This is a genomic window from Kitasatospora sp. NPDC048365 (assembly GCF_043200835.1).
GTDB lineage: Bacteria > Actinomycetota > Actinomycetes > Streptomycetales > Streptomycetaceae > Kitasatospora > Kitasatospora terrestris.
Genome location: NZ_JBICYJ010000029.1, coordinates 60063 through 83750 on the forward strand (window position 1 = coordinate 60063; position 23688 = coordinate 83750).

Genomic DNA, 23688 nt, shown 5'->3' on the forward strand with positions numbered 1-23688 from the left:
CCAGGCCCCGCCACCCCACAAAGGTGGCGGGCCTGGCGTTCAGGCGTTCGGGCCCAGGTCTGTCGACGGGGGCTCAGTTCCAGTCGAAGCCCTGCGGGTCCGGGCCGAGGCGCTCGCCGGTCTCGACGGCGGCGATCGCGGCCATGTCCTCCGCGTCCAGCTCGAAGCCGGCGACGTCGAGGTTCTCCCGGATGCGGGACGGGGTCACCGACTTCGGGATGGCGACGACACCGCTCTGCAGGTGCCAGCGCAGGACCACCTGGGCCACCGTGCGGCCGTGCTTCGCCGCGACCTTCACCAGGGCCGGCTCGGTGAGCAGGCCCTTGCCCTGGCCGAGCGGCGACCACGCCTCGGTGGCGATGCCGTGCTCGGCGTGGAAGGCGCGCAGCTCGTGCTGCGGGAAGTGCGGGTGCAGCTCGACCTGGTTGAGCACCGGGACGACGGAGCTCTCCTTGAGCAGAGCCTCCAGCTGCACGGTGCCGAAGTTGGACACGCCGACCGACTTGACCCGGCCGTCGGCCAGCAGCTCCTCGAACGCCTGCCAGATGTTGAGGAAGCTGCCGTGCATCGGGCGCGGCCAGTGGATCAGGTACAGGTCGAGGTACTCCAGGCCCAGCAGGTCGAGCGAGGTGTCGAAGGCCTTGCGCACCGCGTCGCGGCCCTGGACGCCGGACCAGTCGCGGGTGCCGGAGTTCCACAGCTTGGTGGTGATGAACAGCTCGTCGCGGGCGACGCCGGCCTCGGCGATCGCCTTGCCGGTGCCCGCCTCGTTCTCGTAGATCGCGGCGGTGTCGATGGAGCGGTAACCCGCCTCGATCGCGGTGCGCACGGCCGGGGCGGCCTCCGCGTCCGGCACCTGCCAGACGCCGAAGCCGAGCTGCGGGATCTCCGCGCCGTTGTTGAGGGTCACGTGGGGAATGCTGGTCACGAGAAGGGGTGCCCTTCAGGTCGTCCGATGGTTCCGTCATCGGAACCGGACTGAACGCTCCGCTATTCCCGGGGTTGCGCCGGTTCACCGGGACGAGTGAGTGCTGCTGGGGACGGAGGCCTGAAATGGCCACCCCGGCGGAAAACCTGTTGCGTGCGTCACATCGCGGTCGGGAACCTCCTCGCACCATGGACCAGCTCGAAACGCTTCCGCTCGCCGACCCCGGCCGCCCCGACCTGTCCTCCCCGACCGGATTCCTCCGCTGGCTGCGGCGCGAGCAGCGCGCCGGCCAGCACCTCGCCACGCTCTGGGGCGTGGCGGAGATGAGCTGCCTCGCCGCCCTCCCGGTGGCGCTCGGCCGCGGCATCCAGGCCGTCGTCGACCACGACCGTGGCGCGCTGTGGCACGCCGCGCTGCTGGCGTTGGCGCTCTCCGCCGGCCAGTCCGGCGCCACCGTGCTGCTGCACCGCCGGGCGGTGTGGAACTGGATCCGCGCGGCCTCCACCGTCCGCCAGCTGGTCGCCCGGCAGGCCTCCCACCTCGGTGCCGGGCTCTCCCGGCGGATCGCCACCGGCGAGGTGGTCGCCGTCTCCAGCGGCGACGTCGAGAAGATCGGCTGGTACGTCGAGCTGACCGCCCGGGTGCGCGCCGCCGTGCTGGTCTGGCTGGGCGTCAGCGGCGTGGTCCTGCTCCGGCGGCCGCTGCTGGGGCTGATCGTGCTGCTGGGCGTCCCGGTGCTCTCGGCGGCGGTGCTGCCCCTGCTCGGCCCGTACGAACGGCGGTACACCGCGCAGCGCGCGCTCGGCGGCAAGGCCACCGCGCTGGCCGCCGACACCGTGGCCGGGCTGCGGGTGCTGCGCGGCATCGGCGGGGAGGAGCTCTTCCTGCGCCGGTACCGGGAGGCCTCCCAGCGGGTCCGGGCGGCCGCGGTGCGGACCGCCCGGATCAACGCGCTGATCCGGGCCCAGGAGCTGCTGCTGCCCGGGCTGTTCGTGGTCGGCGTGACCTGGTACGGGGCGGAGCTGGCGGCGCGCGGGCGGATCGGCGTCGGCGAGCTGGTCGCCGTGTACGGCGCGACGGCCTTCCTGGCGGCGCCGCTGCGGATCCTGGGCGAGGCCGCGCACGCCTGGAGCGTGGCCCGGGTCTCCGCGGAGCGGGCGGTCCGGGTGCTGTCGGCCGGCGCCGCGGGGCGGCGGGAGACCACCGCCGTGCTGCCCGCCGCCGACCGCTCCGACCTGCACGACCCGGCGAGCGGGCTGACCGCGCGGGCCGGGCGGCTGACCGCGGTGGTGTGCGGCGACCCCGACGTCGCGGGCGAGCTGGCGGCCCGGCTCGGCGGGGAAGCGGGGGACGGCACGCCCAGTGCCCGGCTGGGCGGGGTGCCGTTCGACGCGGTGGCCGCGGGCGAGGTGCGGGCGGCGGTGATGGTGCACGACAAGGAGCCGGTGCTGCTCTCCGGGACGCTCGCGGATCTGCTGGACGTGCCGAGTTCGGGCCGGGTCGCCGTGGCGGACGCGCTGGCGGCGGCCCGGGCGGAGGACGTGCTGGACGCGCTGGTGGACGGCTCGCCCGAGTGCGGGGGCGAGCCGATGCGGGCCCGGATCACCGAGCGCGGGCGCTCGCTCTCCGGCGGCCAGCGCCAGCGGCTGGCGCTGGCCCGGTCGCTGGTGGCGGACCCGCCGGTACTGGTGCTGGACGAGCCGACCAGCGCGGTCGACGCGCACACCGAGGCACGGATCGCGGCGGGCCTGCGCAAGCTCCGCGAGGAGCGGACCACGGTGGTCCTGGCGACCAGCCCGCTGCTGCTGGACCAGGCGGACGCGGTCCACCTGCTGCAGGACGGCAGGGTCGTGGCGACCGGGACGCATCGCACGCTGCTGGCGGGGGAGCCCCGCTACCGCGCCGTCGTGACCAGGGAAGACGACGCCCCGCCCGGGGCCGAGGAGGAGCGATGAAGGCACCGCAGGTGGCCGAGCAGGGGCCCGCGACGATGCTGCCGGTGGCGTCGGGGGCGACGGTACGGGCGTACGCGCGGGTGCTGGTGCGCCGGCACCGGTGGGGGCTGGCCGGGGTGGTGGGGCTGCACACGGGGGCCACCGTCGCAGGGCTGGTCGGCCCGGCGGTGCTCGGCGCACTGGTGGAGTCGCTGTCGGCGGGGACGGCCGAGGAGCGGATCCTGGGCGCGGTCGCCTGGTACCTGGGGTCGCTGGCGGTCGCGGCGGTGTTCGGCGGGCTGTCGGCGCTGCGCGGCAGCGTGCTGGGCGAGGCGGTGCTGGCCGACCTGCGGGAGGACTTCCTGACCCGCTCGGTCGCGCTGCCACCCGGCGTGCTGGAGCGCGCCGGCACCGGCGACCTGGTCTCCCGCGGCACCACCGACGTCGACCGGCTGGCCCGCTCGGTCCGCGACGCGGTGCCGGAGCTGGCGGTCGCGGTGGTGTCGGTGGTGCTGGTGCTGGGCGCGCTGGTGGTGACCTCGCCGCTGCTGGCGGCGGCCGCCATGCTGGGCCTGCCCACGCTGCTGGTCGGCTCGCGCTGGTACTTCCGCCGCGCCCCGCAGGCGTACCGCGCCGAGTCGGCCGGGTACGCGGCGGTGAACACGGTACTCGCCGAGACGGTCGACGCCGGCCGCACGGTGGAGGCGCTGCGGCTCGGACCGGAGCGGATCCGGCTGACGGACCGCAAGATCCACGCGTGGGTGGACTGGGAGCGGTACACGCTGTGGCTGCGCACGGTCTGGTTCCCCACGGTGGACGGCACCTACGCGATCGCGGTGATCTCGACCCTGGTGATCGGCGGGCTGTTCGCGATGCAGGGCTGGCTGGACGCGGGCCGGCTGACCGCCGGGGTGCTGTACGCGCAGGCGCTGGTGCACCCGGTCGGGATGATCCTGCGCTGGTACGAGGAGCTGCAGACCGGCCAGGCGTCGCTGGCCCGGCTGGTCGGGGTGCGCGAGGTCGCGGACCCGGACACCGACGCGGCGCTGCGCCCGGACGGCCGCCGGGTCGAGGCGCGCGAGGTGCGGTTCGGCTACCGGGAGGGCGCGGACGTGCTGCACGGGATCACCCTGGACGTGGCGCCGGGCAGCCGGATCGCGCTGGTCGGGCCCTCCGGCGCGGGCAAGTCGACGCTGGGCCGGCTGCTGGCCGGCATCTACGCGCCGGGCCGCGGCCGGGTCACCCTGGGCGGGGTGCCGCTGGCCCGGATGCCCGCCGAGCGGATCCGCGCCGAGGTCGCGCTGGTCAACCAGGAGCACCACGTCTTCGTCGGCACCCTGCGCGACAACCTGCGCCTGGCCCGGGCGGACGCGGACGACACCGAGCTGCGCGAGGCACTGGCCGCAGTGGACGCCGCGGACTGGGCCGAGGCCCTGCCGGAGGGGCTGGACACCGAGGTGGGCTCCGGCGGCGCGGTGCTGACGCCCTCGCAGGCGCAGCAGCTGGCGCTGGCCCGGCTGGTGCTGGCGGACCCGCACACCCTGGTGCTGGACGAGGCGACCTCGCTGCTGGACCCGCGGGCCGCCCGGCACCTGGAGCGTTCGCTCTCCCGGGTGCTGGAGGGCCGCACGGTGGTGGCGATCGCGCACCGCCTGCACACCGCGCACGACGCCGACGTGATCGCGGTGGTGGAGGAGGGCCGGATCAGCGAGTACGGCCCGCACCCGGCCCTGGTCGCGGCGGGCGGCCCGTACGCCGCGCTGTGGCGGTCCTGGCGGGACGAGCGCTGACCCCGGGTCACCCGGCTCCCCGCAGGGGTGAATGGCCTTGCGCCGCTCGGGCGAGTCCCGGGCGGCGCGCCGGTCCGCGGCGGCGGGCGGGCGCAGACTGCCGCTGTGACCAAGACATCCGGTGGTTCCTCAGGCGGTTCCCGGCAGCGCGGCGAGATCGCGGGCGTTCCGACCCGGTACATCGCGATCGGCGTGATCGTGGTGCTGGCGGTCTGGTTCCTGTTCGCCAACCTCGACAGGGTGCAGATCCAGTTCTGGGTGTTCACGGTGACCTGCCCGCTGTGGATCGCCCTGCTGGCCACCCTGCTGGCCGGCACCGCGCTGGGCTGGCTGCTGAAAGGCCGTCAGCAGAGATGACCGCGGCGGCGGCTCCCCGGCGGGTAGAGTCGGACCGTTCGTGATCGACCGCACCGGAGGGGGCCGAGGATGTCCGTGCTGCCGACCCGGGAGGGCCTGGAGCCGCCCGTCACCGTCGACCGGCGCGAGGGGCCGTACGGCGAGGTGGTGCTGCGCCGGCGCGGTGGGCACTACGAGATCATCGCCAACGGCTGCTTCCTGATGGACACCGCCGACGGCCGCTCCGAGCGGCTGCTGGTCCGGGCCGCGCTCGACCTGCTGCCGGGGGCCGGCCGGTCGGTGCTGATCGGCGGCCTGGGCGTCGGCTTCTCGCTGGCCCACGCCGCCGCCGAGCCGCGCTGGGAGCGGATCGCGGTGGTCGAGCGGGAGGGCGCGATCGTCGACTGGCACCGCGCCGGGCCGCTGGCCGCGTTCTCCGCCGGGGCGCTGGACGACCCGCGGGTCACGGTGGTCCACGCCGACCTGGTCGCCCACCTGGCCGCCGACGGACCCGGCTACGACGCGCTCTGCCTCGACATCGACAACGGCCCGGACTGGACCGTCAGCGACGCCAACGCCGGCCTGTACGGCCCGGCCGGGCTGGCCGCCGCCCACCGGCGGCTCAACCCCGGCGGGGTGCTCGCGGTGTGGAGCGCCCAGCCCTCCGCCGCCTTCGAGCAGGCGCTGCGGGACGCCGGCTTCGCCGAGGTGCACACCCTGCAGGTGACGGTCGAGCGCGGCGTGCCGGATGTCGTCCACCTGGCACGCCGCGCCTGAACCACCCTGCTACTTCAGGCCGTTGGACAGCGCGGTCATCAACTCGCCGTTGGCGGTGTCACCGTCGAACGACCAGATCATCGCGCCGGCCAGCCCCTGGGACTTGATCCAGGCGGCCTTGCGGGCGATCTCGGTCGGGTCGTCGTAGGTGTACAGCACCGTGCCGTTGTAGATGTACGCGTGGCCGGAGGCCGGGTCGCGGTAGATGGTGTAACCACCGCTCGCCGCCATGTCCTTGAGCTTGTGGTAGTCCTCGTACCCGTTCTCGTAGGTGCCCGGGGCCGGGCCGGTCGAGGTCTGGAACAGCCCGTTGGTGGTGCCGCGCGGCACGCCCGTCCAGCCACGGCCGTAGAACGGGACGCCCAGGGTCAGCTTGGACTTGGGCGCACCGCCCTGCAGGTAGGCGTTGATCGCGATCTCCGAGCTGAACTGCCGGTCGGGCGTGCTCGGGTCACCGGCGGCCAGCTTGATCGCGGACTGCTGGTTGGTGGTGGTCTCCCAGGCGCCGTGGTAGTCGTAGCCCTGGATGGTGGCGAAGTCGAACGCCCCGAACAGGCCCGGGATGTCGATGCCCGCGGAGACCTTCGCCGGGTCGGCCGGCAGGAAGGCGCTCAGCGTGTAGTGCTTGCCGGTGGTGGCGCCCAGCGCGTCCAGCTGGCGGCGGAACTCCTGGGCCAGCAGGGTGTAGTTGGCCTTGTCGGCGGGCTTGAAGACGTTGCCCAGGTGCCCGTCGGAGTTCGGCCACTCCCAGTCGAGGTCGATGCCGTCGAAGATGCCCGCGGCCGAGCCCGCGCCACCGCGGCCGTCGATCACCGGCAGGTTGCCCTTGATGTACATGTCGATGCAGGAGCTCACCAGCGCCTTGCGGGAGGCGTCGGTGGCGGCCGCGTCGGAGAACCACTTGCTGTACGACCAGCCGCCGATCGAGATCTGGATCTTGAGGTTGGGGTACTTGGCCTTGAGCTGCTTCAGCTGGTTGAAGTTGCCCGCCAGCGGCTGGTCCCAGGTGTCCGTGGTGCCGGCCACCGAGTTGCCCGCGTCCCAGCCCTTGCCGAAGTCGGCCCAGGCGTCACCGGCGCCGTCACCGGCGTTCGGGTCGGAGTCGTTGCCCGCCGCCTTGTTGGTGATGAAGCACTGCTTGGTGGTCGGGTGGATGTTGGCGAAGGCGTAGTTGAGGTAGTTCAGCTTCGCCGCGCTGCCCGAGGTGTCCAGCTTCTTCACGCTGTAGCCGCGCGCGTAGATCGACCACTGGGTGAAGTACCCGATGGTCGTCCCGGGCGTGGTGCCGCCCTTCTGGGTCTTCCCGGTCACCGGGCCGGAGGCGCCCGAGGTGTTGCCGGCCGCGTCCCGCGCCTTCACGGTGAAGGTGTACGAGGTGTCGGCGGCCAGGCCGTCCACCGTCGCGGCGTTGGTGGTCACCGTCTTGGCGATGGTCGAGCCGTTGTACACGTCGTACGCCACCACGCCGACGTTGTCGGTGGAGGCCGTCCAGCTCAGCGAGATCGAGCTGGAGCTGGTGCCGGTCACCGACGGCGTCCCCGGGACGGTCGGCGGCTGGTTGTCGACCGGCGGCTGCGGCACGGTCAGCTGGGCGCCGTTGGAGGCCGCGGAACGGTTGGACGAGGAGTCGTACGCCACCACCGTGAAGGTGTGGGTGCCCACCGCGAGCCCGGTCAGCGACAGCGAGTTGGTCGCCGAGCTGCCCACCTTGGTCGCGCCGTCGTACACGTCGTAGCCGGCCACCGCGACGTTGTCGGTGGAGGCCGTCCAGGTCAGCGAGGCGCCGTTGGCGCCCACCAGCGAGGCCTGCAGGTTGCCCGGCACGGTCGGTGCCTGGGTGTCCGAGCCGGCGCCGTCGCACGGCTTGCCGTTCAGCTTGCAGTTCTTCAGCGGCGTGTACGCGCCCGAGTAGGCGATGTTGAAGCCGAAGTTGTACGAGCCGCCGGCCGGGATCGAGGTCTGCCAGCTCGGCGGCTTCACCGTGACGTGCGAGGACGCCGCGGTGTAGGTCGCGTTCCAGAGCGAGGCGACGCTGTTGCCGGTCGGGAGGTCGAACTCCAGCACCCAGTTGTTCAGCGCGGCCGAGGAGGCGTTGTTGACGGTGTAGCTGCCGCCGTACCCGGTGCCCCAGTCCTGGTCCTTGGTGAAGGTGGCGGTCGGTTCCGCCGCGTGTGCGGCGGTGGCGGGCAGGACGACCGCGATGAGCGGGACGAGCAGGCTCCCGACGGCGAGGAGGGAGAGGCGGTGCCGACGTCTGCGCATGTGTTGAGCTCCTGTCCGGGAGCGCGCCCTCACGGTGCGGCTCCACTACCTGTGGGGGAGGTGCCAGGTGCAAGGGCGTGCGCACTCCGGGCAGTTGGGGCAGCGCGGAGCGGAGGGTGCCTCGGGCCGTCGGGTTGCCGCGGAGGTCCTGTGCATTGGAGGGTAGGGACCGCGTACTCGACTGGCAATAGGTCTGGACCAACTGGCGGAGCGTGGACCTGACAGTGCGTCGGGCGCGGCCGGACGGACGGAGGGACGCCGAGACCCCCGCGCCGGGGCTGGGCCCGTGGCGGCGGGGGTCTCGGGGTGCTTGCTGTGCGGCCGGGTCAGCCGAACGGGTTGTTGGCCGGGGGCTCCGGGGCGGCGGGCTGGGCCGGAGCGGCCGGGGCCGCGGGCGCGGCCGAGAGGTTGGCGAACGGGTCGAAGTCCGGCGGCGGGATGTTGACCGGGGTGCCCTTGGTCTTCGGCGCCTCGTCCCCGGCCGGAGCGGCGGTGGTGGCCGCGGGTGCCTGCGGGGCGAAGGGGTCGAAGTCGGCCGGCGGGATGTTGACCGGGGTGCCCTTGCCGGGGCCGGCCGCCGGGGTGCCCACGGTCGGCGGGGCGGTCGGCATCGGCGGGGCGACCGGTGCGGGTGCCGCCGGCTGCGGGTTGGTGACGGTGCCGAACGGGTCCGCCGGACCGACCACGGTGCCGAACGGGTCGGCGACGGGGGCGGGCGCGGGGGCCGCGGCGACCGGCGCCGGTGCAGCGACCGGCGCGGGGGTGGACGGCGCGGCCGAGAGGTTGGCGAACGGGTCGAAGTCCGGCGGCGGGATGTTGACCGGGGTGCCCTTGCCGGCGGCCGGGGCCGCGGCGGGGGCCGACGGCGCCTGCGGGGCGAACGGGTCGAAGTCCGGCGGCGGGATGTTGACCGGGGTGCCCTTGGTCTTCGGCGTCCCGTCCGCCGGTGCCGCTGCCGCGGGCGGCTGCGGGGCGAAGGGGTCGAAGTCGGCGGGCGGGATGGCGACCGGGGTGCCGCGCCGGGCCGGGTCCTGCTCCGCGGGAGCGGCCGGAGCGGCGGTGGTGGCCGCGGGTGCCTGCGGGGCGAAGGGGTCGAAGTCGGCCGGCGGGATCGCGACGGGAGTGCCGCGCCGGGCCGGGTCCTGCTCGGCGGCGGGCGCGGGCGCCTGCGGGGGGAGGGCACCGAACGGGTCGGCGGGTGCGGCCGCGGGAGCGGCCGGAGCGGCGATGGCGGCCGCGGGCGGCTGCGGGGCGAAGGGGTCGAAGTCGGCGGGCGGGATGGCGACCGGGGTGCCGCGCCGGGCCGGGTCCTGCTCCTCCAGCGGCGCCGCCGCCTGCGCGGGCAGGGTGGCGTCGGTGGACGCGAGCTGCGTCGCGGGCGGGGCGGCGTCCACCGGCGGGGCGGGCGGCGCGACCTGCGCGGCGACGGGCTCCGCGGCGGCGGGTACGGGAGCCGGCACGGCCTGCGGGACGACAGGCTCCGCGGCGACGGGCACCGGGGTCGGCGCGGCCGGCGGCGGGGTGGCGGGCACGGCGGGCGCGCTCGGCGGCGGGGTGGGTGCGGCGGTCGTGGCGGGGGCGGCCGCCGGCACCGCGGCGGGAGCGGCGGCGGGCGGAGCGGTGACCACGCCGTCCCAGCCGAGCTGGACCGACTGCAGCAGCTCGGCGAAGGCCTCCGTGTACAGCTCCCAGTGCTCGGCCTGCGGGGTGGACAGCTGCACGGTCAGCACCGTCGAGCCGTCCGGCAGCGGGAGGAACGCCTCCACGACCGAGCTGACCACCCAGCCGCGCTGGCCGTCCGCCGTGAGCGCGGCCGGCACCGGCGCGGTGCGCGCCTCCACCAGCAGCGCCGCCGGACCGGCGGGCAGCAGGACGGTCCACACCTCGGCGTGCGGCCGCTCGGTCGACAGCGCGACCGCCAGCTCCTGCACCGGCAGCGGGTGGCGGGCCAGCGACACCACCAGGGAGGCGCGCGAGCGCTGCCCGTCCACGGTGAGCGCGGACAGGCCCGCGTACTGCACGTCCGCGGCGGCGAACTCGTCGGCGAGGGCGGCGGCGACCAGCGCCCAATCGCGCCGGGCGGGGCGGGCCCCGGCGAACAACTCCTCGGCCACCTCGGTGAGATGGGCGGCCAGCGCGGTGCCCGCGCCGCGCACCGAGAGCGGGTGAAACACCGAGGGCACGACCAGCCGGGCCTCGACGCCGGAGCCGGTCGACAGCTCGTCGGGGGCGGCGGTGGCCCGCGGCGAGGCGAGCGCGGCGAGCGCCGGGGCGAAGGCGGGGCGGAGCTTGGCATCGGCCGGCTCGGGTGCCACCGGCAGCTGGAACGCGGCGGCGGACGCCCCGTCGCCGGCGCCGAGCACCGGGCCCGCGCCGAGCTTGCCGCGCAGCGCGGCGACCGCCTCGGCGCCCGCGCCGGCCTGGCGGCCGCGCCGCGATCCCGTCTCGACGACCTGCCCGAGGCCGTGCACAGTCAGCAGACCGGGGCCGCCGGGGCTGATCCGCAGCCCGAACAGGGCGTCGGCGGAGCGGTGGGCCGTGCGCCGGAAACCGGCCAGGGTGGCGGCGGAATAGTGCGTCGCCCGCTCGCCGACCAGTGCGGCCCCGACCGCGTCCAGCGTGGCCGCGATCCGTTCGGCAGCGGCGAAGCCGTCCTGAGTCATGGCGCCGAGCCCCCCTCGCTCTCGGTGTGGACTGTCCAGCCACTTTCTATCAGAACGTGCTGACGGACCGGCACCTGGCGGTCACCGGCCGGTGGTCGGAGCCCGGCTCAGCCGGTGGCCAGCCGGAGCAGGGTGTCGCCCAGGCCGGGGGTGGCGAGCAGCGCGGTGAAGTCGTGCAACAGCCGACCGGTCGGGCCCTCGGGGGTCTCGGTCGCCCAGTACTCGGCGAGGTGCGCGGCCAGCGCCGGCTCGCGGGCGGCGGTGACGGCGAGCGAGACCACCAGCTCCTGCACCAGCTGCAACTGCAGCTCCTCGCGCGGGACGGCGCGTTCGCCCAGCCAGTCCAGCGAGGAGATCTCCGCGTTGGCGATCCATGCCCGGACGGTCCGGCGCAGCGCCGGGCTCGGGTCCGGCACCGCCAGGTGCAGCAGGATCTGCTCGCCGGCCGCCCGCCGGACCTGGTCGATCACCGCGTCCGCGCCCGGGCTGGACACCACCGAGCCGCCGCGCAGCAGCGCGGTGAAGCCGGCCGCGTGGCTCTCCACGTACTCGAGGTAACGGCCCATCACCCGGTACAGCCGCTCGGAGAGCGGGCCGTCGGCGGGCTCCTCGAAGCGGCCGGCCAGCTCCTTGCCGGCCCGGCGCAGCGACTCCTCGTAGAGCGCCTGCTTGCCGGGGAAGTAGTGGTACACCAGCGGTCGGGAGGCTCCGGCGGCGGCCGCGATGTCGTCGATCGACACCTCGTCCGGCGGGTGGGCGCTGAACAGCTCCAGCGCGACGGCGATCAGCTGTTCGCGCCGCTCGTCCACGCTCAACCGGCGCCGGGGTGCCCGTTCGGCACCGCTGCGCTGTTCCTCGGACTTGGGCGCCGCCGACGGCGTACGGGAAGCCATGCCCCAACCCTAGGCCCTCTCTTTCGGATCATGCCGGGCGGTCGCCGCCGGAGCACGCACCTCGCCGGCTTCTCGTCGGTCGCCGATGGCCCCCAGCCTTCGGCCGGGAGGTGCCCCCACCGCATGGACTCTCCCCCAGCCTCCGGCCGGGAGGTGCCCCCATCCTCGGCGCCGCCGATGCACGCACTCCACCGACGCCCGCTGATCCGACGCGATCCGAAAGAGAGGGCCTGGTTCCCCGGGGCGGGCCGCGAGGGCGGTGGGCCGGGGTTACGGAATCCTGACGCGCGGACGCCGGGGCTGGTCAGGGGACCTGTCGGCTGCTGGAATCAGAGGTGTGGACGAGAGAGCCGGGGCGCCGGTCGGACGGCGCGTGGTGCTGGGGATGCTGGGGCTCGGTGCGGCCGGGGTGGCCGCCGGGCCGTTCCTGCAGCGTGCCGTGGAGCAGGTGACCAGCCGGGACCCGACCGGGCTGGCCGACCTGCTGCCGGGCGGCGGCGGGTTCCGCTACTACTCGGTGGTCGACTCCGTCCCGGAACGCCGCCCCGAGGACTACACGCTGACCGTGGACGGGCTGGTCGAGCGCCCCGCGTCGCACAGCTTCGCCGCGCTGCAGGCGATGGAGCAGACCCGGATCGTCCACGACGTGCAGTGCGTGACCGGCTGGCGGGTGCCGAGCGTGCCGTTCGAGGGCGTGCGGCTCTCGACGCTGCTGGACGCCGCCGGGGTGCGGCCGGAGGCGACCGCGGTGCGGTTCACCTGCTTCGACGGCAGCTACAGCGAGAGCCTCACGCTGGAGCAGGCCCGCCGGGACGACGTCCTGGTCGCGCTGAGGATGGAGGACCGACCGGTCGGCCACCAGCACGGCGGCCCGGTCCGGCTGTACGTGGCGCCGATGTACTTCTACAAGTCCGCCAAGTGGCTGGCGGGCATCACCCTCACCCCGACCGTGCAATCCGGCTACTGGGAGAACTACGGCTATGACGTCGACGCCTGGGTCGGCCGGTCCAACGGACGCGACGACGCCCCGACCGGCTGACGGCCGGATCGCCCGCTTCGCCCGCGCCGAGCGCTGGGTGCACCGGGCCACCGCCGGCCTGATGCTGGTCTGCCTGGCCACCGCGCTGGCGCTGTACTACCCGCCGGTCTCGCAGCTGGTCGGCCGCCGCCGCCCGGTCGCGGTGGTGCACGAGTGGTGCGGGCTGCTGCTGCCCGTCCCGCTGCTGCTCGGCCTGGCCTCGCGGGCGCTGCGCGCCGACCTGGTCCGGCTCAACCGCTTCACACCGGGCGACCGGGAGTGGCTGCGGGCGGTGCGCCACCGCTCGCCGCGCCGCCCGGCGGGGAAGTTCAACGCCGGGCAGAAGCTGTACGCGGCGTGGATCGCGGGCGCGGTGCTGGTGATGATCGGCACCGGGCTGCTGATGTGGTTCACCAACCTGGCTCCGCTGGCCTGGCGGACCGGTTCGACCTTCGTCCACGACTGGCTGGCCCTGGCGATCGCGGTCGCGGTCGGCGGGCACGTGTACCTCGCGGTCCGCGACCCGGAGGCCCGGCGCGGGATGCGCACGGGCAGCGTCGACCCGCTGTGGGCCACCCGCGAGCACCCCGACTGGGACCACGGCGCCGAGGCTCAGGAGGCCCGGAACTCCCGGTAGCGCCGCCACGCCTCCAGGCCGTCCGGCACGAACTCCCACTCGGTGAGCCGCTGGGCGAGCTCCTCCTCGGTCAGCCAGTCGTGCCAGTCCACCTCCTCGACCTGCGGGGAGACCGGCCCGTCCCAGACCGCCTCGTACATGTCGCAGAACCAGCTCATCCGGTCGCCGTCGGAGTACAGGAACTTGAACAGCGGCCGCGGCTCGATCCCGGACACGCCGAGCTCCTCCTCGGCCTCCCGGACGGCGGCCTGCGGGTACGTCTCGCCGGAGGCGACCACCCCGCCGACGAAGCAGTCGTACGCGCTCGGCGCGAACAGCTTCTGCGCCGAACGGCGGTGGGTGAAGATCCGGCCCTTCGGGTCGCGGACCAGGATGAACACGCAGCGGTGGGTGAGGCCGTCCCGGTAGGCCACCGGGCGGGTGGTGGTGCCGATCACCCGGTCCTCGGCGTCGACCACGTCCAGCAGTTCTTCGGCAGGGTTCGTCATGGTCGACCACGCTACCGAGTCGGCCCCGAGCCGGGCGGCGGATTATCGTTCCAGGTGACAGGGCGTTCGGAGAGGGCGGCGAGCGGTGACGGTGGAGATCTGGGGCGAGACGGCGAGCGGGTTCGAGCCGGTCCGCGAGGCGTTCGAACGCAACTTCCGCGAGTACGGCGAGCTCGGCGCCGCCTTCACCCTCTACGCCGACGGCCGCAAGGTGGTCGACCTGTGGGGCGGCGACGCCCGCCCGGAGGTCGGCGCCCGGCCCGCGCCCGCCGTCCCCTGGACGGCCGACACCGCGCAGGTGCTGCGCTCGGTCACCAAGGGCCTGAGCGCCGCCGCCCTGCTCCACCTGGCCCAGCAGGGCAAGGTCGACCTGGACGCGCCGGTGGGCGACTACTGGCCGGAGTTCCGGGTGCACGGCAAGGACCGGATCCCGGTCCGCTGGCTGCTCTCGCACCAGGCCGGACTGCCGGTGCTCGACGTACCGCTGCGGATCGAGGACGTGATCGCCTGGGAGCCCGCGGCGGCCGCCGTCGCGGCCCAGGCCCCCGCGTGGGAGCCCGGCACCGCGCACGGCTACCACCCGCTCACCTTCGGCTGGCTGGTCGGTGAGGTCGTCCGGCGGGCCTCGGGCCGGTCGATCGGCCAGTACTTCGCCGAGGAGCTGGCCCGCCCGCTCGGCCTGGACCTGTGGATCGGGCTGCCGGCCGGCGCCGCGGCCCGGGTCGGACGGCTGGTCGACCTGCCCGCGCCGGAGGCGGCCAAGGTCGGGCCGAACGGCATGAAGGTCCGCCCGAAGCAGTCGGTGGTCGACGCCTACCGGGACCCGATGTCGCTCACCGCGCGGGCCTTCACGGCGGTGCGGACCAGCGTGGACCTGAACGACCCGGCGGTCCAGGCCGTCGAGGTGCCCGGCGCCGGCGGCATCGGCACGGCGCGCTCGGTGGCCCGGTTCTACGCCGCGCTGATCGGCGCCGCCGACCGGCACGGCGGCGCCCCCGGCGAGCGGCTGCCCGCCGTGTTCGGCGCGGACATCCTGGCGGAGGCGATGGGCCCCGCGGTGCACGGGCCCGACCGCATCCTGATCGTCAACACCACCTTCGGCCACGGCTTCTTCCGCCACGGCCCGACCGCCCCGATGGCCTCGCCGGCCAGCTTCGGCCACCCCGGCCGCGGCGGCTCCCTCGGCTTCGCCGACCCGGAGCTGGGCATCGGCTTCGGCTACGTCACCAACGGCATGATGCCGGGCGTGACCGGTGACATCCGCTCACGGACGCTGATCAACGCCGTCCGCGCCTGCGTGACCGGTTAGCCGGGCGAGCCAGCGCAGCTGGCGGTCCAGCTGCGCGGCCCGGCCGCCCGCGTGGTCGGCGAAGGGCCAGACCGCCATCTCCTTCGGGCCGGCGTAGCGGTGGTAGGCGGCGTACACCGTGGACGGCGGGCACACCGGGTCCATCAGCGCGACGGAGAACAGCGCCGGGGCGCCCGCCCGCGCCGCCAGGTTGACGCCGTCGAAGTACGAGAGCGTCCGGAAGGTCCGCTCCACCGCGCCCGGGGTGTGGAACCGCAGGTACTCGGCGACCTCCGGGTACGGTCCGTCCCCGGCGATCTCCACCGAGCGGCGGAAGTGCTGCAGGAACGGCACGTTGACCATCGCCCCCGCCACCAACCCGTCCGCCAGCGCCGCGACGGCCAGCGCGACGCCGCCGCCCTGGCTGTTGCCGGCGACCACCACCCGCCCGGGGTCGACCAGGCCGTCCAGGCCGCGGACGAAGTCCACCGCCCGCACCGCGTCGGCGTACAGCCGCCGGTAGTAGTGGTGCTGCGGCGCGTCCACGCCCTTGGTCATGAAACCGCCGACCCACTGCGCGGCCGGACCCTCGTGCGCGTCCGGCGTCTCGTGGCCCTGCCCGCGGCTGTCCATCACGAACACCGCCCAGCCGGCCGCCGGGTACAGCAGGTGCTCCAGCGGCAGCCCCCGGCCCTGGCTGTAGCCGAGGTACTCGACCACCACCGGCAGCGGCCCCGGGGCGCCGCGCGGCGCGAGCAGCCACCCGGCGACCGGCTCGCCGCGCCAGCCGGGGAAGCGGACGTCCCACACGTCGACGCCGGTCAGCGGCGAGCCCTCGACCGGCAGCAGCCGCGCCGAGCCGCCGGCCGCGCGGGCGGCGGCCAGCGTCCCGGCCCAGAAGGCGTCCAGGTCGGCGGGCGCGTCGACCTCCGGACGGTACGCCAGCAACTGCTCCAGCGGCAGGTCGGTGAGCGGCATCAGATCAGCCCGCGCCGCGCCGCCCAGACCGCCGCCTGCAGCGGGGTACGGACGCCGATCCGGTCGCACAGCACCCGGATCCGCCGGCGCAGCGTCCGGCTGGAGGTGGAGAGCCGGCGGGCGATGGCGTCCAGCGGGAGGCCTTCGGTGAGCAGCAGCAGGAGCTGGTGCTCCTCGGGCGCGAGCAGTCCGGCGGCGGGCCGCCGGGGCTGCGGCACGGGCAGTGCGGGGGACTGCGGCCGGGCGGGGGTCGGGGTCTGCACGGGGAGCCTCCTCGGTGGGGGTCGGGCTGAACGGTCAGGGCAGGACGGGCAGTTCGGCGCCGTCCCGGAGGAACAGCGGGATCCGCTCCAGCGGCGCGTCGACGGTCACGGCGGTGCCGCCCCGGTACGCGGCGCCGGTCCACGCGCAGCGCCACTCGGCGCCGGCCGGCAGGTACACCGCGCGGGAGCGGGCACCCGCCTCGGTGACCGGGGCGACCAGCAGGTCCGGGCCGAGCAGGAAGGCGTCGTCGACCTCCCAGCTCGCCGGGTCCTCGGGGAACTCCAGGAACAGCGGCCGCATCGGCGGCACCCCGGTCGCGGCGGCGTGCCGGGTCTGCGCCAGCACGTACGGGCGCAGCCGCTCGCGCAGGTGCAGGTAGGAGGCGAGGATGCCGTAGGCCTGCTCGCCGTACGACCAGACCTCGTTGGGGCCGCCGGTCATCTCCGGCCCGAGCGCCGTCCACGGCTCGCGGTAGCCGTGCAGGCGGAACAGCGGGCAGAAGGCGCCGTACTGGAACCAGCGGACCATCACCTCGCGGTACGCCGGGTCGTCCGGGTCGCCGCCGTGGAAGCCGCCGATGTCGGTGGTCCACCACGGGATGCCGGAGAGCATCACGTTGAGGCCCGCCTTGATCTGGTCGCGCAGGGTGGCGAAGTCGGTGCCGATGTCGCCCGACCACAGGGCGGCGCCGTAGCGTTGCGCCCCGGCCCAGGTGGAGCGGTTGAGGGTCAGCACCTCGCTCTCGCCGGCCGCCAGCATGCCCTCGTGGAAGGCGCGGGCGTTCTCCCGGGGGTACAGGTTGCCGACCTCCAGGCCGGGCCCGGCGTGGTAGCGCAGGTTGGCCTGGTGGCCGGGGTTGATCTCCGGCTCGCAGGCGTCCAGCCACCACACCTTGATGCCGTACGACAGGTAGTTGTCGCGGACCTTCTGCCAGACGAACTCCCGGGCCTCCGGGTTGGTGGCGTCGTAGAAGGCGACCTGGACGGTGGAGGCGACGCCCTTGTCCGGCCACTCGGCGTGGGTCGGCGGGCCGTACTCGGTGCCGATCAGCAGGCCGCGGCGCTCCATCTCCCGGTGGTTCTCGCTGAGCGGGCTGACCGAGGGCCAGACCGAGACCATCAGCTTGACGCCCATGTCGTCCAACTCCCGGACCATGCCCGCCGGGTCGGGCCACTCGGCGGGGTCGAGCTTCCAGTCGCCGAGGTGGGTCCAGTGGAAGAAGTCGTTGACGATGACGGACAGCGGCAGGCCCCGGCGGCGGTACTCGCGGGCCACCGCCAGCAGCTCGTCCTGGGTCCGGTAGCGCAGCTTGCACTGCCAGAACCCGGAGGCCCAGTCCGGGAGTTCGGGGGAGTGGCCGGTGGCGTCGGCGTACCGGGACAGCGTCTCGGCGGGTGCGCCGGCGGTGATCCAGTAGTCGAACTGCCGGGCGCTGTCGGCCACCCAGCGGGTGCCGTTGACGGCCAGTTCGACCCGGCCGATCGCCGGGTTGTTCCACAGCAGCAGGTAGCCGCGGTTCGAGAGCAGCACCGGGACGGACACCTCGGCGTTGCGCTGCACCAGGTCGACGGTGGCGCCCTTCTGGTCGAACAGGCCGTGCTGGTGCTGGCCGAGGCCGAACAGCCGCTCGCCGTCGTAGGCGCGGAAGCGCTGCTCCAGACGGTGGTAGCCGTTGCCGGTCGGGGTGCAGAGCCGGGCGCCGGGCCACCAGAAGTGCGCCGGCTGCTCGGAGAGCAGCTCGCTGCCGTCGGCGCGCAGGAAGCGGACGATGCCGCGGTCGGTGACCTCGGCGGTGATCGCGCCGTTGACGATCCGTCCGACCGTGCCCTCGACCTTGACGGTGGCCGCGGCCGGCAGCGCGGTCTCCAGCAGTGCGCCGGGCAGGCCCTCGTGCAGCCGCCCGCCGCGCACCGCGCGCACCCGGATCGCGTCCGGACCCCAGGGCTCCAGCCGCAGCGTCTCCAGATGGCCGTGGAACTCCAGGGCGCTGCCCGCCTCGCGCAGCACCCCGGGGCCCTCGGGCTTCTCCGGCGGCTGGACGGCGGGGACGGTCGGGTAGGTCACGGGGGCTCCTCGCGCGGGCAGGGCGGGGCACGCCGTCGGGCACGCTGGCGCGACGGCGGGCGCGGTGGGGGTTGGGGCCGGGGATGGATCGGCGATGCGCGCGAGCCGGTGGGGACTACGGGTGCGGACTGCGGGTGCGGACTGCGGGTGCGGACGGTGCGACGGTGCGACGGTGCGTCAGACGGACCGGGGGGCCGGGCCGGTGCTCTCCCGGGGGGTCAGGACGGGGGAGAGCAGGGTCAGCCCGGTGGTGTGCTGGCGGCCGGAGGCCTGCGCCATCACCAGCTCGACGGCGCGCCGGCCCATCTCCTGGGCCGGGATGGAGACCGAGGTGAGCTGTGGGGCGGAGTGCAGCGCGACCTCGTCCGGGCAGATCGCCACCACCGAGATGTCCTCGGGCACGGCCCGGCCGGACTGCCGCAGGTGGTTGAGCAGGTGCGGGACGGCCGACTCGTTCTGCACCACCAGCGCGGTGGTGCCCGGCCGCTCGGCGAGGATCCGCGAGAGCGTGCCGGTGGCCGCCTCGTGGCCCACCCCGCACGGGCGGTGCAGGAAGCTCAGGCCCCGCGCCTCGGCCTGCTGCCGGAACCCGGCCAGCGTCCGCTCGGCGAAGCCGGTGTGCCGCCGGTACACCGACTCGGCGGCGCCGACCAGCGCCACCTCCCGGTGCCCGAGGTCCGCCAGGTGGTCGGCGGCGAGCCGGCCGGTGGCCTCGAAGTCCAGGTCGATGCAGGTCAGCCCGGCCGGGTCGGCGGGCAGGCCGACCAGCACCGCGGCCGCGCCGGTCTGCCGCAGCAGCGGGATCCGCTCGTCCTCCAGCTCGACGTCCATCAGGATCATCGCGTCGGCCAGGCCGCTCGCGGCGATCCGCTTCACCGCGGACGGGCCCTCCTCGCTGGTCAGCAGCAGGACGTCGTGCGCGTAGCGGCGGGCGGTGGTGGTGATCGCGATGGCGATCTCCATCATCACCGGGACGAACATGTCGGTCCGCAGCGGGATCATCAGGGCGATCACGTTCGACCGGTTGCTGGCCAGCGCCCGGGCCCCCGCGTGCGGGTGGTAGCCGAGCTCGGCGATGGAGCGCTCCACCCGCAGCCGGGTGTCCTGCGAGATCGACCGCTTGCCGCTGATGACGTACGAGACCGTGCTCGGGGACACCCCGGCGTGCCGGGCGACCTGGGCGAGCGTGACCATCTGGTGCTCCATCTCGCGACACTATCGCGCGCCGGTTGGTGAAGCGCTTCGACGATGTCTGCTGTGCGGCTCGATGCTGTCCTGCCGGGAGAGCTTAGAGACGCTGCTGGACTGTGTCCAGACCTTCTGTCGAAGCGCTTCACCAACCGGACCGGCCGGGTTTCCGGCCGGATCCGGGCTACGCCTGGCCAGTCTCGAAGCGGCTCACCCGGCCGTCCGGCGACACCGTGAACCGCCACGAGGTCCGCATCTCGCCCCAGGTGTCGTTGCGGTAGTTGGCGACCAGCGCCCGGCCGTTGCCCTTCTCCCGCTGCACGTCGATGTGCCCGTGCGAGGAGAAGATCTCCCGGTCCACCCACTGCGCGAGGTCGCGCTCCGTGCCGTCGTCCGCCATCGTCGCGTCCTCGGTGAGCGAGGCGAAGAAGGCGCTCTGGTCGCCCGCGTTCACCGCGGACAGCAGCCGGCGCACGGCCGGATCGGACAGCTTGTCGAGCGGAATGGTCATGGCTGCGTACTCCCTGCGGTCGGCGGCGCCGCCGGGCGGCGGTGCGCTGACTCCCAGAGACCACGGCCGCCGCCCGCCCGCCAGCCGCGCGCCCGCCGTTCGGAGGGCGGGCGTGGCGGCGCCGCCGGGGGAGCGGTGGGTGTGCTTTGATCCGCGGGTAGGCATCCGCCGGCCGCTCTCGCCGACGTCGCCGCACGCGCCGCACCGAAGGGAGCCCTGCATGGGGCCGGCCGAACTGCTCGTCCTGACCTTCCCGCAGGAGACCATCACCGTCGAGGCCGCGACCGCGCTCGCCAAGCTGCGCACCGCCGGCGACATCCGGGTGATCGACTCGCTGGTGGTCACCCGGCACGCCGACGGCGAGGCGACCTACGGCGAGTTCGCCGACTTCGAGCACCTCAAGGGCGTCGTCGGGATCGGCGGTCAGGGACTCCCGCTGATCGGCCCCGAGGACGCCCAGGAGGCCGCCGAACTGCTGCGCCCGGGCACCGTCGCCGTGATCGTGCTGATCGAACACGTCTGGGCCGAGGACGCGGCCCGGGCGCTGTACGAGGTGGGCGGGCGGATCGCCTCCGGGGTGCGGATCCCGCCGGAGAACATCGAAGAGGCCGTGCGCGCCGCCGAGGCGCGCGGCGCGTCGGGAGAGTGAGGCAGCCGTGTTCCGACCCCTGCGGCCCATCCGGCCGGTCCGCGTCGTCCGCCCGGTGGGAGCGCCCCTGGTGCGCGGACTCGTCGTCGGCGGCGCCTACGCCGCCGGCCGCGCCGCGCCCGCGCCGGGCCTGAGCGGCGAGCTGACCCGGCTCGGCGAACTGGCCGAGCAGGGCCTGCTCACCCCCGAGGAGTTCAGCGCCGCCAAGGCCAAGCTGCTCGGCTGACGCGACCCTGAGGCTTGTCGGACAGGCCTCAGAAGAGGCCCATCGGGCGGTCGGAGTAGCTGACCAGGAGGTTCTTGGTCTGCTGGTAGTGCTCCAGCAGCATCTTGTGGGTCTCCCGGCCGATGCCGGAGTTCTTGTAGCCGCCGAACGCGGCATGGGCCGGGTACAGGTGGTACGAGTTCGTCCACACCCGGCCCGCCTGGATGGCGCGGCCGGCGCGGTAGGCGGTGGAGCCGTCGCGGGTCCAGACGCCGGCGCCGAGGCCGTACGGGGTGTCGTTGGCGAGTTCGACGGCGTCCTCGAAGGTGTCGAAGCGGGTGACGGCGAGGACCGGCCCGAAGATCTCCTCCTGGAAGATCCGCATCCGGTTGTCGCCCTCGAAGACGGTCGGCGTGATGTAGTAGCCGCCGCTCAACTCGCCGCCGAGCTCGGCCCGTTCGCCGCCGGCCAGGACCTTGGCGCCCTCCGCGCGGCCGATCTCCAGGTAGGAGAGGACCTTCTCCAGCTGCTCGCGGGAGGCCTGGGCGCCGACCATGGTGTCGGTGTCGAGCGGGTTGCCCTGCCGGATGAGGGCGGTGCGCTCCAGGCCGTCGCCGAGGAAGCGGTCGTAGATCGCGGAGTGGATCAGCGCCCGGCTGGGGCAGGTGCACACCTCGCCCTGGTTGAGGGCGAACATGGCGAAGCCTTCGAGGGCCTTCTGGTAGAAGGAGTCGCGCTCGGCGGCGACGTCCGCGAAGAACAGGTTAGGGCTCTTGCCGCCGAGCTCCAGGGAGACCGGGATCAGGTTGGGGCCCGCGTACTGGGCGATCAGCCGGCCGGTGCCGGTCTCGCCGGTGAAGGCGATCTTGCGGACCCGGGGGCTGGAGGCGAGCGGCTTGCCGGCCTCCAGGCCGTAGCCGGTGACCACGTTGACCACGCCCGGCGGCAGCAGGTCGGCGGTGAGTTCCATCAGCAGCAGGACGGAGACGGGCGTCTGCTCGGCGGGCTTGAGGACGACGGTGTTGCCGGCGGCGAGGGCCGGGGCGAGCTTCCAGACGGCCATCAGCAGCGGGAAGTTCCACGGGATGATCTGTCCCACCACGCCCAGCGGCTCGTGGAAGTGGTAGGCGACGGTGTCCTCGTCGAGCTGGGAGAGGCCGCCCTCCTGGGCGCGCAGGGCGCCGGCGAAGTAGCGCAGGTGGTCGACGGCGAGCGGCAGGTCGGCGGCCAGGGCCTCGCGGACGGGCTTGCCGTTGTCCCAGGTCTCGGTGACGGCGAGCGCCTCCAGGTGCTGTTCGATCCGGTCGGCGAGGCGGAGCAGGACCTGGGCGCGCTCGGCGGGCGGGGTGCGGCCCCAGGCGGGGGCGGCGGCCTCGGCGGCGTCCAGGGCGGCCTCGATGTCCTCGGCGGTGCCCCGGGCGACCTCGCAGAAGATCTCGCCGGTGACCGGGGTGGGGTTCTCGAAGTACCGCCCGAGGACCGGCGGTTGCCAGCCCCCGTCGATCCAGTGCTGGTAGCGGGTGCGGAGTTCGACCGGGGATCCGGGTCGGCCGGGGGGCTGGTGGACCGTCACAGCTGTCTCCTCGCAACGATGGCAGGGGCCTGACAAGCAGTGCGCGGGAGGCGACCGGTGGTCGCTCCCGCTCGGGCACCCTAACCCGGTCGCCCGCCCTTCGCTACGGTGCGTGCGGGGCCGGTTGCGGAGCGGCGTAACGCCCCGTACGCTCCTCCCAGTCGAGATATCCGACCAGCCAGGCCGTGAGGCCGTCGACGTAGCGGCGGGTCGGTTCCAGTTCGTCCGGGGTGAGATCCAACTGCCGGTAGGCGTCGGGCAGTTGTCGGGTCAGTTCGGCGAAGCGGTCGATCATCTGCTGGGCTTCGGCGAGGACGACCTCGAACGCCTCGTCGGTGGAGCAGCCGCGCTCGCGGCGGGCCACCATGACGAGGTTGTAGACGTCGCCGCGCGGGGCCTCCAGGGGGTAGGAGTAGACGTCGTTGCTGAGGGAGGGGACGTCCGCGGCGATCTGGCGGAGCCGTCGCAGGACCGGGTGGTGCAGGGCGGCCTGCGGCACCTCGAGGTGGTCGAGCCGCTCGATCATGTCGAAGACGGTCTCCATCGCGGCGGTGCCGCGACGCACCACCAGGTAGCTCTCCCGGTCGGGGATCAGGCCGGAGACCCGGCCGGCGGCCTCGGCGGGGTGGCTGGCGAAGTAGCGCTCCCAGTTGTACGCGGCGCGGGCCAGCCAGCGGGCGGGCATGCCGGCGGTGGAGCGCTCCCAGAGGTCGAGGAAGGCGCGCTCGGTCTCGGTGCGGGCCCGCGCCGGGTCCGGGTCGAACACCAGGTCGGTGAGGCGTTCGCAGATCCTGGCGACGTCGGCGGGGCGGCGCCCGAGCTCGCCGTCGAAGCCGTCGTCGAAGAGCAGGTAGAAGCCGAGCAGGTCGGTGGCGAGGGTGAGGCTCTCGGCGGAGCAGGAGGGGTAGGCGACCGCGGCGAGGTCGGCGACGTCCCAGCGGGCGTAGACCGACTCGGAGGCGATCGCGGCGAGCTCCGGGAAGCGCTCCAGCCAGCGCTGATGCTCGTCGTTGGCGTGCTGGTAGTGCGGATTGCGGCGGAGCGGGAACGGAACCTCAAGTGAGGTGAGGTCGGACATCGGACTCCCGGGCGTGCTCAGGGTGCGGCGCGGCCGGCTTGGCGTCTGACTGCCGACCAAAGATCAACTTTGTTCTACGGGGGGCAGATTATCGGATCACATCATCAGGCGGCAGTGGTACCAGGGCATTTGCCCGGGGCGGCCGGGCTCAACCCTTCCGAGCG

At 74.4% G+C, this 23688-nt stretch carries 21 protein-coding genes; 9 read left to right on the forward strand and 12 right to left on the reverse strand.

Translation table 11 applies throughout. The annotated features are described in order from the left end of the window. Positions 1-73 precede the first annotated feature (73 nt). Positions 74-928, reverse strand: coding sequence for an aldo/keto reductase (locus ACGFX4_RS26765; RefSeq protein ID WP_393079258.1), 855 nt, complete (start codon positions 926-928; stop codon positions 74-76). Positions 929-1116: 188 nt separating this feature from the next. Here ACGFX4_RS26765 and ACGFX4_RS26770 point away from each other — a divergent pair, with 188 nt between their 5' ends. The 4 genes from ACGFX4_RS26770 to ACGFX4_RS26785 all read left to right on the forward strand — a co-directional run bounded on the left by ACGFX4_RS26770 (position 1117) and on the right by ACGFX4_RS26785 (position 5765). After that, the gene (locus ACGFX4_RS26770; RefSeq protein ID WP_393079261.1) at positions 1117-2883 is read left to right on the forward strand and encodes an ABC transporter transmembrane domain-containing protein; all 1767 of its coding nucleotides are present in this window, start codon (positions 1117-1119) and stop codon (positions 2881-2883) included. Next, positions 2880-4652: an ABC transporter ATP-binding protein gene (locus tag ACGFX4_RS26775; RefSeq protein WP_393079264.1), complete on the forward strand. Its 1773-nt coding sequence runs from the start codon at positions 2880-2882 to the stop codon at positions 4650-4652. The genes ACGFX4_RS26770 and ACGFX4_RS26775 overlap by 4 nt, the downstream gene beginning before the upstream one ends. A gap of 105 nt (positions 4653-4757) precedes the next feature. Beyond that, complete coding sequence (locus ACGFX4_RS26780) at positions 4758-5009, forward strand: LapA family protein (RefSeq protein WP_393079267.1); 252 nt, start codon at positions 4758-4760, stop codon at positions 5007-5009. 69 nt (positions 5010-5078) lie between these two features. Then, positions 5079-5765: a spermidine synthase gene (locus ACGFX4_RS26785; protein WP_393079270.1), complete on the forward strand. Its 687-nt coding sequence runs from the start codon at positions 5079-5081 to the stop codon at positions 5763-5765. 9 nt (positions 5766-5774) lie between these two features. On the opposite strand, the gene ACGFX4_RS26790 is transcribed toward ACGFX4_RS26785, so the two are convergent. The 3 genes from ACGFX4_RS26790 to ACGFX4_RS26800 all read right to left on the reverse strand — a co-directional run bounded on the left by ACGFX4_RS26790 (position 5775) and on the right by ACGFX4_RS26800 (position 11583). Further along, positions 5775-8027 carry a glycosyl hydrolase family 18 protein gene (locus ACGFX4_RS26790; RefSeq protein ID WP_393079273.1) on the reverse strand — a complete coding sequence of 751 codons (2253 nt, stop codon included), beginning with the start codon at positions 8025-8027 and terminating at the stop codon, positions 5775-5777. A gap of 326 nt (positions 8028-8353) precedes the next feature. Beyond that, on the reverse strand, positions 8354-10690 hold the full coding sequence (locus ACGFX4_RS26795) for a hypothetical protein (RefSeq protein ID WP_393079276.1): 2337 nt from the start codon (positions 10688-10690) through the stop codon (positions 8354-8356). Between the two features lie 107 nt (positions 10691-10797). Then, a complete protein-coding gene (locus ACGFX4_RS26800; RefSeq protein WP_393079279.1) occupies positions 10798-11583 on the reverse strand; it encodes a TetR/AcrR family transcriptional regulator in 786 nt (261 codons plus the stop codon). A gap of 385 nt (positions 11584-11968) precedes the next feature. Here ACGFX4_RS26800 and ACGFX4_RS26805 point away from each other — a divergent pair, with 385 nt between their 5' ends. Both ACGFX4_RS26805 and ACGFX4_RS26810 read left to right on the forward strand, forming a co-directional pair. Next, positions 11969-12622, forward strand: a complete 654-nt coding sequence (locus tag ACGFX4_RS26805; protein WP_393079392.1) for a molybdopterin-dependent oxidoreductase — start codon at positions 11969-11971, stop codon at positions 12620-12622. Next, positions 12564-13238: a cytochrome b/b6 domain-containing protein gene (locus ACGFX4_RS26810; RefSeq protein ID WP_393079282.1), complete on the forward strand. Its 675-nt coding sequence runs from the start codon at positions 12564-12566 to the stop codon at positions 13236-13238. Before ACGFX4_RS26805 ends, ACGFX4_RS26810 begins: the two co-directional genes overlap by 59 nt. On the opposite strand, the gene ACGFX4_RS26815 is transcribed toward ACGFX4_RS26810, so the two are convergent. Next, entirely contained in the window at positions 13214-13726 is a 513-nt protein-coding gene (locus ACGFX4_RS26815) for an NUDIX hydrolase (RefSeq protein WP_393079285.1), read from the reverse strand. The genes ACGFX4_RS26810 and ACGFX4_RS26815 overlap by 25 nt on opposite strands. 85 nt (positions 13727-13811) lie before the next feature. Between ACGFX4_RS26815 and ACGFX4_RS26820 the strand changes: the two genes are divergently transcribed. Further along, the gene (locus ACGFX4_RS26820) at positions 13812-15035 is read left to right on the forward strand and encodes a serine hydrolase domain-containing protein (RefSeq protein ID WP_393079289.1); all 1224 of its coding nucleotides are present in this window, start codon (positions 13812-13814) and stop codon (positions 15033-15035) included. Here the strand turns inward: ACGFX4_RS26820 and ACGFX4_RS26825 are convergent. From ACGFX4_RS26825 to ACGFX4_RS26845, 5 genes are all read right to left on the reverse strand, one after another. Beyond that, a complete protein-coding gene (locus ACGFX4_RS26825) occupies positions 14991-15992 on the reverse strand; it encodes an acetylxylan esterase (RefSeq protein ID WP_393079292.1) in 1002 nt (333 codons plus the stop codon). The genes ACGFX4_RS26820 and ACGFX4_RS26825 overlap by 45 nt on opposite strands. Beyond that, on the reverse strand, positions 15992-16255 hold the full coding sequence (locus ACGFX4_RS26830; protein ID WP_345696228.1) for a DNA-binding response regulator: 264 nt from the start codon (positions 16253-16255) through the stop codon (positions 15992-15994). The genes ACGFX4_RS26825 and ACGFX4_RS26830 overlap by 1 nt, the downstream gene beginning before the upstream one ends. Before the next feature lie 34 nt (positions 16256-16289). Next, positions 16290-18320 (reverse strand): TIM-barrel domain-containing protein, encoded by a 2031-nt coding sequence (locus ACGFX4_RS26835; protein ID WP_393079295.1) that lies wholly within the window; start codon positions 18318-18320, stop codon positions 16290-16292. A gap of 177 nt (positions 18321-18497) precedes the next feature. Further along, a complete protein-coding gene (locus tag ACGFX4_RS26840) occupies positions 18498-19514 on the reverse strand; it encodes a LacI family DNA-binding transcriptional regulator (protein ID WP_393079395.1) in 1017 nt (338 codons plus the stop codon). 178 nt (positions 19515-19692) lie between these two features. After that, positions 19693-20019: a nuclear transport factor 2 family protein gene (locus ACGFX4_RS26845; protein ID WP_393079297.1), complete on the reverse strand. Its 327-nt coding sequence runs from the start codon at positions 20017-20019 to the stop codon at positions 19693-19695. Positions 20020-20239: 220 nt separating this feature from the next. Here ACGFX4_RS26845 and ACGFX4_RS26850 point away from each other — a divergent pair, with 220 nt between their 5' ends. Together ACGFX4_RS26850 and ACGFX4_RS26855 are read left to right on the forward strand one after the other, a co-directional pair. Next, positions 20240-20668 carry a DUF6325 family protein gene (locus ACGFX4_RS26850; protein WP_393079300.1) on the forward strand — a complete coding sequence of 143 codons (429 nt, stop codon included), beginning with the start codon at positions 20240-20242 and terminating at the stop codon, positions 20666-20668. Positions 20669-20738: 70 nt separating this feature from the next. Then, positions 20739-20894: an SHOCT domain-containing protein gene (locus ACGFX4_RS26855; RefSeq protein WP_393079302.1), complete on the forward strand. Its 156-nt coding sequence runs from the start codon at positions 20739-20741 to the stop codon at positions 20892-20894. Between the two features lie 28 nt (positions 20895-20922). Here the strand turns inward: ACGFX4_RS26855 and ACGFX4_RS26860 are convergent, their stop codons facing one another. Next, positions 20923-22446, reverse strand: coding sequence for an aldehyde dehydrogenase family protein (locus ACGFX4_RS26860; protein ID WP_393079305.1), 1524 nt, complete (start codon positions 22444-22446; stop codon positions 20923-20925). Between the two features lie 103 nt (positions 22447-22549). After that, positions 22550-23524 (reverse strand): terpene cyclase, encoded by a 975-nt coding sequence (locus tag ACGFX4_RS26865; RefSeq protein WP_393079308.1) that lies wholly within the window; start codon positions 23522-23524, stop codon positions 22550-22552. Positions 23525-23688: the final 164 nt, after the last annotated feature.